General features: G+C 52.9%; 13 protein-coding genes. 3 read left to right on the forward strand and 10 right to left on the reverse strand.

Features of this window, described 5'->3' with window-relative positions:
* Nucleotides 1-425, reverse strand: a 425-nt coding sequence (locus Q0816_RS24270) for a transposase (RefSeq protein WP_298855524.1), incomplete at its 3' end; no start/stop codon positions are given.
* Between the two features lie 166 nt (nt 426-591).
* Entirely contained in the window at nt 592-1,605 is a 1,014-nt protein-coding gene (locus Q0816_RS24275) for a GlxA family transcriptional regulator (RefSeq protein ID WP_298855525.1), read from the reverse strand.
* Nucleotides 1,606-2,152: 547 nt separating this feature from the next.
* On the opposite strand from Q0816_RS24275, the gene Q0816_RS24280 reads away from it, so the two are divergent.
* Complete coding sequence (locus Q0816_RS24280) at nt 2,153-2,926, forward strand: GNAT family N-acetyltransferase (protein ID WP_298855594.1); 774 nt, start codon at nt 2,153-2,155, stop codon at nt 2,924-2,926.
* Between the two features lie 372 nt (nt 2,927-3,298).
* Here Q0816_RS24280 and Q0816_RS24285 read toward each other — a convergent pair whose 3' ends face one another.
* A complete protein-coding gene (locus Q0816_RS24285) occupies nt 3,299-4,579 on the reverse strand; it encodes a tetratricopeptide repeat protein (protein WP_298855526.1) in 1,281 nt (426 codons plus the stop codon).
* Between the two features lie 266 nt (nt 4,580-4,845).
* Between Q0816_RS24285 and Q0816_RS24290 the strand changes: the two genes are divergently transcribed.
* Entirely contained in the window at nt 4,846-5,766 is a 921-nt protein-coding gene (locus tag Q0816_RS24290; RefSeq protein ID WP_298855527.1) for a sulfurtransferase, read from the forward strand.
* A 122-nt stretch (nt 5,767-5,888) separates the two neighbouring features.
* Here Q0816_RS24290 and Q0816_RS24295 read toward each other — a convergent pair whose 3' ends face one another.
* Entirely contained in the window at nt 5,889-6,740 is an 852-nt protein-coding gene (locus tag Q0816_RS24295) for a LysR family transcriptional regulator (protein ID WP_298855528.1), read from the reverse strand.
* Between the two features lie 133 nt (nt 6,741-6,873).
* Between Q0816_RS24295 and Q0816_RS24300 the strand changes: the two genes are divergently transcribed.
* Entirely contained in the window at nt 6,874-7,095 is a 222-nt protein-coding gene (locus Q0816_RS24300; protein WP_298855529.1) for a hypothetical protein, read from the forward strand.
* Between the two features lie 326 nt (nt 7,096-7,421).
* On the opposite strand, the gene Q0816_RS24305 is transcribed toward Q0816_RS24300, so the two are convergent.
* The 6 genes from Q0816_RS24305 to Q0816_RS24330 all read right to left on the reverse strand — a co-directional run bounded on the left by Q0816_RS24305 (nt 7,422) and on the right by Q0816_RS24330 (nt 12,266).
* Nucleotides 7,422-8,234: a methyltransferase domain-containing protein gene (locus Q0816_RS24305; protein ID WP_367180596.1), complete on the reverse strand. Its 813-nt coding sequence runs from the start codon at nt 8,232-8,234 to the stop codon at nt 7,422-7,424.
* Between the two features lie 443 nt (nt 8,235-8,677).
* The gene (locus Q0816_RS24310; RefSeq protein WP_298855531.1) at nt 8,678-8,995 is read right to left on the reverse strand and encodes a carboxymuconolactone decarboxylase family protein; all 318 of its coding nucleotides are present in this window, start codon (nt 8,993-8,995) and stop codon (nt 8,678-8,680) included.
* A gap of 352 nt (nt 8,996-9,347) precedes the next feature.
* Complete coding sequence (locus Q0816_RS24315) at nt 9,348-10,487, reverse strand: alpha/beta fold hydrolase (RefSeq protein ID WP_298855533.1); 1,140 nt, start codon at nt 10,485-10,487, stop codon at nt 9,348-9,350.
* Nucleotides 10,488-10,933: 446 nt separating this feature from the next.
* Nucleotides 10,934-11,557: a bifunctional 2-polyprenyl-6-hydroxyphenol methylase/3-demethylubiquinol 3-O-methyltransferase UbiG gene (locus Q0816_RS24320; protein ID WP_298855535.1), complete on the reverse strand. Its 624-nt coding sequence runs from the start codon at nt 11,555-11,557 to the stop codon at nt 10,934-10,936.
* A 37-nt stretch (nt 11,558-11,594) separates the two neighbouring features.
* The gene (locus Q0816_RS24325; RefSeq protein ID WP_085824817.1) at nt 11,595-11,813 is read right to left on the reverse strand and encodes a helix-turn-helix transcriptional regulator; all 219 of its coding nucleotides are present in this window, start codon (nt 11,811-11,813) and stop codon (nt 11,595-11,597) included.
* A 3-nt stretch (nt 11,814-11,816) separates the two neighbouring features.
* Nucleotides 11,817-12,266: a hypothetical protein gene (locus tag Q0816_RS24330; RefSeq protein ID WP_298855541.1), complete on the reverse strand. Its 450-nt coding sequence runs from the start codon at nt 12,264-12,266 to the stop codon at nt 11,817-11,819.
* Between the last annotated feature and the right edge of the window lie 9 nt (nt 12,267-12,275).

The following is a 12,275-nucleotide window of genomic DNA, read 5'->3' on the forward strand; positions in this document are numbered from 1 at the left end:
CGCTGGCCGCTTGCCAGCCCTTCCACGATACAGCGCGCCACAATCATCTCGAACAGGTGTCCGAGCAGATTGCTATCGCGGAACCGTCCGCGCCGGTTCTTCGAGAAGGTCGAATGATCGGACACCGGGTCGGTAAGATCGACGTGGCAGAACCAACGGTAAGCGAAGTTGAGATGCACCTCGTCGCAGAGCCAACGCTCGGATCTGATGCCCATTACGTAACCGAGCAGCAGCATCCGGATCATCAATTCCGGATCAACTGATGGTCGACCTGTCGAACTGTAGAATGGCGCAAGCTGCTGTCGGATATCAGACAGTGCGACGAACCGGTCTATACCCCGAAGTATATGGTCTTGCGGGACATAGTCCTCAATCGAGAACTCGTAGAACAGTGACCCTCGTGCTTGCTGCCATGGCCCCATCATCGCTCATTCTCCCGTTCAGTACGGGAATGAATCAGCGACTTGCGCGTCTATCAAGGAAGAGTTTTTCAACGGAATAGGCTGCCTCCAGTCACTTATGTGTAAGGCCGTGAAAGGCGGCACCGAGCCCTATGCGATCAATAGGATTGCCAATCTTAAACATCGTCCATCAGGAGTAGCTAGAAAACCGAGATTGACCGAACATTTTGCGATGTTCGACAGGGGTCAGTCCAGTCTTTCGCTTGAACAACCTCCTAAACGACGGCGTATCGGTATAGCCGACTGTTTCTCCAACCTCCGCGACGGAGCCGTCGGTGGTTTCAAGCAACTGCCGAGCCTCTTCAATTCGCAGCGCCAAAACGTAATCTTGCGGTGACTTACTCGTTGCTTTGCGAAAGCGTCGCGCAAACGTAGTTGGCGGCAACCCGGAACGTTTAACCATTTCTGCGACTGGGTTATCGATGGCGTAATTGTCGGAAATCCATAACTGAGCCCGTGAGATAATGGCGTCAGCATGAGGTGCTGTAGTGATCATTGAACTGAATGGTGACTGAAGTTCTCCACGGTTGGCCATAAGCCAGACTTTTGCTGCCCGCACCGCCCTTTGTGTGCCGCCGTAATGCGCGATCAGGAACGTAGCGAGTTCCTGCCACCCGGTTGTCCCACCCGACGTAACGGGTCCGCGAGACGCATCAGCAAAGCAAAGGCCGCGGTCGATGCGAAGCCGCACATTTGGGTAAAACCTTCGAAAAAGGCCTTCCCAAGCCCAATGTGTGGTCGCGTCAATCCCATCCAAGATACCTATTTCCGCCAGATAGACCGCCCCGGTACAGGCTGACACGATACGCGTCTTGGCCAAGTCGCGCTTAGCAAGCCACGCTAAACAAGGATGTTGTTCGGGGTCGAGCCGGTCGTGCGGTGAAAGTGTCAGTCCAGGTACGACAATAATATCAGCGTGGTCTGCGTTCTTAAATGTCTGGTCTGGCGCGATCCACACGCCACTTCCGCAACGAAATCCCTCGGCGTCAGGGCCAACAAGGCTGACGTCAAATACCGGGGTAGGCTCCTCGCCGCTCACCAAATGTTCCCAGTCCCGCCCTGCGGCCACCAAAGTGTCATACAGGCCAAACACGCTGGAAGCGCTGGTTTCTGGGGTGGCCACGATCTGAACCGAAAATGGCATCGGTAAAATTCCCTAAGTGGTGAATTATCCCCTTTTTTAGCTGTTCCGCCACTCACACCCAACGAAAAATGTCGCGCATTCTTCAAGGGCACATAGCCTGATGGAGGTGTTAACGAAGATGAACGCAGATTGGAGATTATTTTTTGACCGTGAAAAGCCGATCTTTTTGAAGAGACTCGCGCTCGGAAAACTTAGCCGAACAGATGACCAAGGAAGAGGAACCGACAACTGCAAAGTGACGGAAGAGATGTGGAAATCGGTGATCTATATCGGACCAGGCTGTTCACTGGTGAGAGACCGTTAGTTTGAGTAATTTCGATGTCAGCTTCAGTCCCGCTAGGCCGACATTGATGCCATCTGAACCGACCCGATGAACTACTGAAGCCGTCACATGGCCGGTCTGAGCCCGAAGCGGCCCATTCGAGAGGCAATGGTTTTCGATAACGATCCTTGACCCGACCCGATTTCTTGCAAGATGCTTGCGCAGAGAAAGGGCAGCAAGTTGGAAGCTGTTCTCAATCGTTCTGGATACCGATTGCAGCCGAGTATGGTATCGGATCGATCAGATGTGGCAGAATACATGTTTGGGGACGCAGAGGTCGTCAAAACTCTCGTTCACAACGCCTCTTCGCGAAAAGGTGCACTGGCGGCAACCGATGCTTGGATCGACACTCTTGCCGTCGATGGAGTGCGGAGCGCCAACAATGCCCCACACATTGGTCTGTGGACCGTCCGGGACGAAGCCAGCGATAACCAATTTGTAGGAATTCGTGGCGTATTTGTTGCGTCGGGATTGCCCCATAATACAGTGGCGACTTTTGTTGCAGTCGCTCGTTCCTATTGGGGGAAAGGAGTATCAAGCGATTCATCCCGAATACTTTGTGGACACGTTTTCGAAACCTCTGACGCCGATGCGATCTACACGCGTGTATGGCCAAAATTGAACCCAGCGAGCGACGCAGTTCAACGTCGGCTGGGTTTTGTCCCTGCGGAACGGCATACGCTGCAAGATACATTTGGCAAAGCCCGGATGCAGGAAGTGCTAGATTTCGACCTGTGGCGAGCGTCCAATTTGCAAGGCGACGGTTTCGATGAGACGCTGCGCCAAGTTTCGATAAGAATTGGCCAGTTGGCGGCGGAAGATCTTTTGAGCTTCGAAGTGGCGGTTAACAGAATTACAGAGGCGCTGCCAGACGTACTGGCACAAGTCGAGGACATTAGAACCCAGGTGGCGAACGACGTCCGGCTTGGATTTCAAAATCCTGCGTGGGCAAGTTATCTAATGTCACGGGATAATTGGTTTGCGTCGCGAATTGTCTGAGTAATTGGCTAATGCAAATGACTGCTTTGTCCGGATGGTGTTGAAAAACTTGATTATTCTGCTTCCTCACTTATCCGCCAAAATCACTTGTATCAAAACAGTCGATACCGCATGCCCAGAGCTGGCCATGAACTACTCTCTCATCGGCTGACCAGTGTTTTGGCCAACCCCCTCTCCCAATTATCCGGTTAGCTTTCTACGGACTACTTTTTCGGCGGTTTTTGGCGAAAGTGGAGCTTTTCAACAGTATCAGCCCGAAACGGGCCTTCACCAGCGAGCTTTCTAGAACTCGAGAAGCAGACACTTCGGTTGATCAACATCGAACCTGAAGCGGACAAGCGCTCATAGCGGACATCAAAGAACATAGGCATCCTACCTCGCCAAACCAGCTACCGCGTGGTCGTGAGCGGTATGCGGTCGATGCATGTTGAGAATGCGTCGTGCTTCATTCGATTGCCCGGAAATTGCAAGCGCATGAGCCAACGTAAACTCGACAATGTCGCGTTGCGCCCGGCTGCCGCCAAGGCGTTCGTGCTCAGACATGACACTTACAAATTTCTCAATCGCTTCGTCCGCATTTCCATCCGCCAGCGCACGGAATGCGCCTGCGACAGAGGCAACGGTGGGGCCTGCGGGTCCCTTTGCGCGCTCTATGGTCGATTCCAGGCGCTCTCTGTTTCCAGCCATGGCATGCGCAAGAGCAGCGTGAACGTCCGCGAAAGCGAGGCCAGGTGAAGGAAAGAACTGAACAGCATAGTCACTGAGTTGCTGCCAGCGCTCCTGAGGCACAGACTCGCCGGCTAAAAAGGCTCGGTGAACAATGGCCACACTATCCGTCAATACATTCAGTGGCGGTGCAGGAGGGCGGTCGGGGGAAACACATTCATCGAATATCTTCCACATTCCAGTCACATCGCCGCTTTCAAGCGCCCAGAGAGCCACGTGCCAACTGAGGTGACAGTGCAGGTAGGCAGTGGTGGGATAGTCTTGCCAGAAATCGCGCAGATAAACGTAGCCAGCGTCCGTCTCGCCGTTCTCATAGTAGAGATGGGCCCTGACATGGGCACTGTGCGCGCTGTCTGGCTTCAACTCAAGCGCGCGCTCGATGTTTTTCGCGGCGGGGCCGATCTGCCCGGCCTCCATCTGGGCAAAGGCATGCTGGCAGAGAAACCACCAGTCGTCGCCATAGTGTGGCTTCAACATGGTTGTGTAGGCAAGCTGCTCTGCCTCGCGCCCTGCCTGACCTGAAAACCCAATCAGACCAAATACGCTGGTACATGTCTGAGCCAGCAAAATATCTCGCGGATGGTCTGCGACGTGATCTCGAATGCGCCTGTAGGCCTGCGGTGCACGCCCCTCAATGAGATCGCTGATAATGTCGATCTGGGCGGCTTCGCGAGGGCTGACGCCATGCGAAAGTTCCTTTGCGACGGCTATTTCACGCTTTGCATCTTGTCCACGCCCGACAGTAACAAGGTAGCGTGCAAGGCCAACATGGGGCATTGCGAAACTGTCATCTGCGTGCATTGCGGCGCGGTATGCCCCTTCGACATCGTCAAAGGCGCCGAGGAAACGGTCGATGCCTTCAACGTAGGCGTCTCGCGCAGCTTGTGATGTGGTCGTTAGCGGGCTTCCGTATCGATCTTCAAGCATCCAAACCTTCCACTATCTGTACCAAACCTGTCCGTCAGCGAGCTATATGAGCATGCCTAGCCATAAACGAGTCAAAGGAAATCGACGTTACGAGGCGCCATGATTTCAGCATCCGTTTCTTTCAGAAGTCTCATGAAATCAGCGAAATGCGGTTCAAACCATAGTTGCTTCATCAAATCCCGATTTCCTAAAATTGGACTCCGAAAGCAATTTTGGGGATTATTCCATACGGCCCGACCAGCGTCCAGTTAGAGGAGAACGTAGGTATGACAACCCAAACTCGCCCGCTTATTGATACGGCTTGGTTGGCAGATAACCTGACTGACCCGAAACTACGCATCATTGATGTTCGCTGGAAGTTTAGGGAGGAAAACGGCAAGGGCTTGGCCTATGACGATAGGAGCGAGTTCCAAGCCGAGCACATTCCCGGCGCCGTGTATGTTGGCATGTCGACAGAGCTTGCAGACAGCAATCAGAACGTTCCCGATATGATGCTCGGGCCAGAGGATTTTGGGAAAAAGATGCGCGAGTTGGGTGTTTCCAACGACAGTCATGTCTTGGTCTACGATGATTCCGGGCTTCCGTTGGCTTCAGCGCGTCTTTGGTGGGCACTTTCGCACTATGGCCATAAAAACGTACAGGTCTTGGACGGCGGCTTGCAGCAATGGAAACTCGAAGGTCGACCCACTGAAACTGGCGATCCATCCGTTGAGCCTGGCGACTTCGCTCCCAAGGTGCAGAGCAATTGGATTGCCAGCAAAACTGAGGTTCTGGACGCGATAGGTATGCCTGAGGTCAGAGTTGTGGACTTTCTGCCAAACGACCTCTTCCGAGGCGACGGTGTTCACACATGGGGAGGTCGCTCGGGACATATCCCCGGTGCAGTTAACATACCGGCGATATCGAACATCGATCCGGATTTGGCACACACACCCATTGCTGAGCGGGCAGCGAAACTAAAGGAACGAGGCTCATTCAGGTTGGCGGATCGCCTCCGCCTCCTTCAGCACTATCAGGACAAGGGAATTCAAACCGACGACGAGGTTATCGCGTATTGCGGTCGCGGTATTGCCGCCTCTTGCGGTCTCCTTGCGCTTCGCCAAATGGGGTTCGACAAGTCGCGCCTCTATGATGGTTCCTGGGCTGAGTGGAGCGCCGATCAAAGCCTTCCGATTGAAACGTCCTGAAACCCCTGTGCGGAGAGGAATGGTTTAAACCGGCGCTCTCTTTGTCCGCTGAACTCGTTTAAATGCAAAAGAGCTTGTCTGCGTTTCACAAAGTATAGCATCAGTTCTTTTTTACTCGATCACTACTTGTAGATTGCAGCGTATCGAGGTGCGAAGAACTTAACGAAGCCTCTAACCTCTGGCCGACGATAGGCTTCCGGTGAAATGAGCATTAGGTGCGGCACCGCAAGTTCGGGGATTTCGTCGAAGCATCGGAGAAAAGACATGTCTGCTTCAACCAGCTTGACATTGCTGATCCCAAGACCTTGCCCTGATCTGATCGCCGCATGCATTAGCTCCAGTTCAGTGAAAGACATGACGATCTGTTCCGGTGCCACGTGATTGGTCAACCATTCGTGGAAAACATTCGGTACATCGTCCCGCTGAAAGGTAACAAACTGATGCCCGGCCAGATCATTTGTTGACCCCGGCATGCCAAATTTGTCCGCGTAGTTTTTGCTGCCGAACAAAGACCAGCGTGCCGTGCTAATCTTCCGGCAGATCAGGTCAGGATCAGGATCGGTTCTCGCAAGGCGCAACGCAATGTCTGCCTCCCCGGCCATCAGGTCCAGCGCCCGAACACTGGACAAAAACTGGAATGCGACATCCTGATTGTCGGCGGAAAACGCGTTTACGATTTCGATCATGCGTGCTGAGAAGTTTGCCGAATAAGCGGTGATACGGATGGGTTGTGTCGACGTCAATTCTTTCGCGCAGTCGGTAAATTCGAGGACTGAAGCCTCGATTGCTTCGGCGAGGGGAACGAGGCGAAGGGCTTCTCGGGTCGGTTTGAACCCGTGCGTACCGCGCTCAAACAGCGTCAAGCCTGTTTCTTTTTCGAGAACATCAACGCGCCGGGCAACCGTTGGTTGGGAGACCTGTAGCTTTTTGGAGGCCGCAAGCGTCGATCCTTCTCTGAAGACAGAGAGGAACACGCGAATATCCGACCAATTTTGGAACCCGTTCTTCATTTTTGTAGAACAGCACAATTTTGTGCTGGATACCAGAAAAACGGGTGAACAGCTACTCTTGTTGCGACAGCGCAAGTAAGTCGGAAAGGACCACGAGATGGCTTCCCATACAATGTCACCCAGCATCTGGACCGTATTTGGTGGACTGTTCGGTTGGACAAAGAGAGGCTTCCCCGAAAACCGGGAATCAGGGCCTACAGCCAACGATCTTCACTCGGAACGCGACTATATTAACGAGGTGATCTGGAGTAATCCGGACGCGTTTTCGAGTGAACTGGACGTGCAGAGCATGATGAATCTGTATCCGGGAAGGTTCTGACGACATTTGGTGACAATCGGCCGGATATGGCGATTGGATCACACCAAAGGCAGCTGCAAGCTGGAAGTGACAGCCACGTACCTGTGTTGTAGCCATAGAGTTAGCACCAACTCGAGACCTTCTGTGCATTACGTCTATCGCTGCGGTCGTTCGAACGCCTGATCAATGGCTGCGCGTCTGGCCCTTCATTGGGGCTTCAACGGCGACAATTAAGTTCGGACAAAAGATTGCAGCACCAATCACGACGACAACGATACCTAAGGGGCTCTTGAACTGTACCTTTCAGCGAGCCAGCGGAAGAACCGAGGCCAAGTCATTTCGGTCTATCAACCCCTTTTACGCGCCACGACGATAAATTGGGTCATCGAAAAAAAGAAGCGTCCAACTTTTGCAAGGCTAAGCTGTTCGTCAAACCACGATTGCGCAACAGCGGGATCAACATGGTCATTTGCGACAGCGTATTGCTTCATGAGGTGCATCATCATGATTGCGAGGCCATCAGGCTTTAGCTGGTGATCTGTCATTGTGAACGACAAGACATCTTCCACATGGTTGCCGCGAGCCTTTATCAGTGCGGGCAGTCTTTCCGGGACGGAACCACTCACAAAGTGCTGGTTCCAGGATGTCAGCATCTTTTGCATTCTGTCGGGCTCGTCGCTGAACCAAATCAAGCTGCCAAAGTGTAGATCGCTGATGACAAGGCGCCCACCGGGTTTGACGCACCGCAGCGTGTCAGCCAATGCACCGTCTACGTCTTCGATGTACTCAAAGACCTGTACCGAGACGGCCTTGTCAGCACGTTCATCCTCAATGGGCAAGTGATTTGCGGAACCTGCACGAAACTCCACGTTTGCGTAGTCGCTGCATCGTTCTTTTGCGGCTGCTGTCATGTCAGCGCTTGGGTCGATCCCGATGATATAACCATCCGTGCCAACTGCGCGGGCCAACTCCGCTGTTAACAGCCCGTTGCCACATCCGATGTCCAAAATAGTTTCACCGGGAGCAGGGCACAGCGCATCAAATGAAGCCTGTCTTCGCCGTGTCAACTCAGCTCCCTGATAGGCAATTTCAAGTAATCTCGTTGTCTCAGCGTCAAACTTAAGCAACTCTCCCCCCTTACAAAGCTCACAAGTCTCCAAACCTTATCAGAAAATGGGTTATCTACGAAAAGCCGGACGGATCATCGAGGCTTGAACATAGATCCACCAATATAACTGACGGCGCCGACTTGATCCAACGAATGGGACAACCCCGAGAGCGAAGGACGCTTCTGATTTCTTATTGGACCAGTTTTTCGTCACTGTTCGAAAGTTAAAACAACATCAATTCAAGGAATGTCGAGGCCATTCTCCCGTCCAAAATCGGTGTAGAAGGTGTCACTGCGGTATCGGATTAATGTGGCCTCATCCGCTTGCCTTGGATCGTTGCCAGGACTTTGGACGCCTGTTCCTTCTATGAAGCGGTTCACGAGATTAAAGACACCGCAGACCTGGATAGCATCGAACAACGCACTCTCCGACCAGCCTGCCGCGTAGACTGCATTTGCGTCGGCTTCCGTCATTCGTGATGGCGAGACAGTAAGCTATTCAATGTATGCCAGTAACGGTTTGAGATGATCCTCGACGGGTGCCGTATCGCGATCTTCCATCAGTGCCTCGATTGTCTCGACCTCAATTCCGTAGGCTTTGGCAAAAACGATGTGTGCTCCATGGCAATACGCACAAGCATTCAAACCCGAGACATAGGCTGCAATTAATTCACGTTCGGCAACCGAGAGGTCGCTCTCGCCCCTCATCACAAGACTTTCGTACGCACAAAGCGGAGAAAGTTTGTCTGGAAAGGCTTGATAGACACTTCCAAGTGTCGCGTTCTCCGGCAGAGATGGAAACAGGCGATTCATTCTATTTTCTTTCAATCTTGCTTTGGATAACTTCGTCACAGAGTGAGGAACCAACTTTGTTTACCCAACCTTAACGCACTTCCGGGTTCCGCACAGAGATTCTGTTGGAATACTGCGAACGGTTAGTTTGCCTGACCACACCTCAGCATGTTCGTCGTTTGGTGAAAGGCAATTTCTTTTGAGCCGTTCTCGTAAATTTGCAAAGTCAGCTTTCTGCGCGTCGCCGTCATTGGTGCACCGCGCAGCATCGATCAAAGTGGGCTTCCTGACACCTTCGCCGTGACTGGCACGAAAGGCTGGTTCGGGAAACATCAACCTTCGCTGCACCATGTCGGAACTCAACAGACGCGGACTAAGCCGACCTTAGGAAATCGAGCGATACATGCATAATCGTTTCCCATGCGTCTGTTCCAGGCAGAGGCACGTGATTTCTACCTTCCACGATTCTCAACTGTGCATCTCGCAGCAACGAGGCCAGCAAGCTAGATTGGCTTATTGGATTGACGGAATCTTCAGTTGTGTGAATTACGAGGACCGGCACCCGTACTTGGTCGAGGATGTTTGATACGTCGAAGGTGTCTATCGAACGCCTCAGTGCGATCGCAGTGTCCGGTGATGCAGAGGCCAACTGCATCTTGCACATGTCATCAATCTGCGCCGCCGATGCATCGGGCATAAATAACGTCGCATAAGCCTTGCCAAATGCACCGCTTGGCTTGCCCCAACCTTCTGATATGAGGTCAAGGAAGGTATCCGCCTGAACAGAGTTGGGTTCGGGCTCACGGACCGTGCGGCCCTGAAAAAAACCACCGTACAAGACCATTCGGCTGACGCGCTCAGGATAGGCGGCCGCGAATGCCAGTGACACAGGCACCCCCTGTGAAGTCGCCCAGATCGGAAAGCGTTCGAGTTCGGCGTTGTCGGCCACTGCAAGCATGTCCTCGACCAGCCGTTCAAGCGCGAAGTCCGTCGCGGAGGTTCCCGAAAGCCCGGTCCCCCTCTGATCGTATCGCGTCAGAGAAAAATGTGCGCCAAGGCGATCAAGCGTCGGTCGCCTGACTTCACTCTCCCAATCCATATTCAGATGCGTCAGGAATTGCCCGGCCCTCATCAAAGGCGGACCTTCGCCGCTGGTAGCGTAGGCGATGACAGTGCCATCCGCGGATCGAGCAGCTTTGGTGGTCTGGCGATCAGAGCGTGGTGTAGGTGTATCAGGGCTTGTCCACGCGACGCTGGAGACTTCAACAGAGAACCGATAGCCCCGCTTACTCAGCGTTTCGAGCATGCGTTTCGCGCGATCGTTGTCGCCAATGGCCCGTCTGACCGCATTGATCCTGGTTGAAATAGTTGAATCTGAGACAATCCTGCCATCCCAGACATATTCAATAAGATCGTCGCGCGAGACCACTATTCCTGGATTCCGCAAGAAGTATGCCAGCACGTCGAAAACCTGCGGCTCAAGACGTACGGATTTACCTGACTTCCAAAACATCTGCCGACTAGTATCGACAGCGCAATCTCCGAAAGTGACCTTCATAGACAAAGCATGACTCAATGTGGGCAATCCGAGAAGGCAGAAAAATTTCTCAAGAAAATCTGGATGCTCTCTTCAAGTATTCACCCGCCCGCCATGGCACAGTGTTCACGTCGCAAAAGGAGCAAACACATGCCACCCCCTAATTCTCAAATGCCTGACCTTCGCCAAATCGGCGCTGATTGTGCATTCGGTCGCAGCCAGCAGTGCGATTACATATTTACCGCCGTCCGTTCAGTGTTCATTCGACTTTTTGCCATGAAAACGCAAGAAAACAGAACGCAAATATAGGTTCCGAAATCTTCTTCGCCGCGCCAGCACCAGTGTCTTATTTGGGCTCCTCTCCAGCCGTTCTCTGCGGCGTGGGTGAACGGCTGGGTCAGTGTTGTCAGATGTCGAACGAACTAACCGCTGTTCCTTGCGATGATGAAAGCAGTCGAACCCGTTTCAGGACGCCACTTTTGTTCAATTTCGAACCCATGAGCTTGCATACGCTCGACAAGGATTTCTTGCGTCAGGGCGCGAATCTTGGGCAATAGGCCGATGGCCCCGAGAGCTGGTATGACGAACTTCTCGAGACCTTCCAGACGGACCGTCGAGCTGAAGAACAGGCCACCTTCTTTCAAGGAACTGCGAACTCGGTTCAGTGTCGCGTCAAGATCCAGTACCAAGTGCAGGATCGACATAGCTAGTACGGCATCATACGGTTGACCCTTCGCCGGAATAGGCCAGCATTCGAACGAGCTGATTTCAAAGTTGATGTTCTTGATGCCCTGTGCGTTGGCTTTCTCCTTGGCGATTGAGATCATTTCGGATGAATAGTCGATGGCGTCGATATGGGCGACTTTTGGGGCGTGAATGATCGCCGTCGTACCTGTGCCACAACCGAATTCCAGGACGCGGTCTTGGGGGGACAGGTGTCTCGAAGTAATGTCCAGTTTGTACTCATACGCGGCTTGGTTTTGAACCGGACGGCGGGCATAGGAGCGCGCCATCAGATTCCAGAACCGAGGAGGGTTGATGAACATATCTATTCCTTTGGTAAGGTAGCGCGGACGCCGCGAATTAGCTGGCGTCTTGGATGTCGAAGACTTTTTCGAGGGGCTCGCCGAACACACGAGAAATCAAGATGGCCAGTTCGAGCGTTGGTGAATATTTGGCGTTTTCAATGGCAACGATGGTTTGTCGGGTGACTCCAACCTTTTCGGCGAGTTCCTTTTGCGTCATTTCATCAGCGTCAAAACGTAGACGTCTAATGTTGTTGGTGATCCTGAGCTTGCCCATGGATCAATACCCCCGCCGATAGCTAGCAAATTTGACAATATCTGCTGACAGGGATCCGAAAGCCATTCCGAAATAGATGATGTTGAAGCCGGTGAGCGCTGATGCGTTGAGAGCCATCGCGACGACGGCTGAGACAAAACCCGCACCCGCGAAGATAATGATGGCGTAGCTGCCACGGCGCTCGAACATCTTATCACGTTCATCAACGACGAAGCTGGGTTTGGGTTCGTGTGTAACAATCGCAAATCCAATGTTGAACAGTATGGTGCCGATGATGGTGGCAACGACGCCCAGGGGGATCAGCCAGATCACCATGCGGGCCCAGTTGTTCACAGCGTCTGGGCCATCAAACGATCCAGAGGCATTCATATCCAGAAGCCGTGAAACAACAAATGCACTAACGGCGAGGTTCACGAAGATCGAGACGACGGTATTGCGATCTTGGTAGGTCATTTCTGAAAT

Origin of the sequence: uncultured Ruegeria sp. (assembly GCF_947497005.1) — a bacterium.
In the GTDB taxonomy this organism is placed as follows: domain Bacteria; phylum Pseudomonadota; class Alphaproteobacteria; order Rhodobacterales; family Rhodobacteraceae; genus Ruegeria.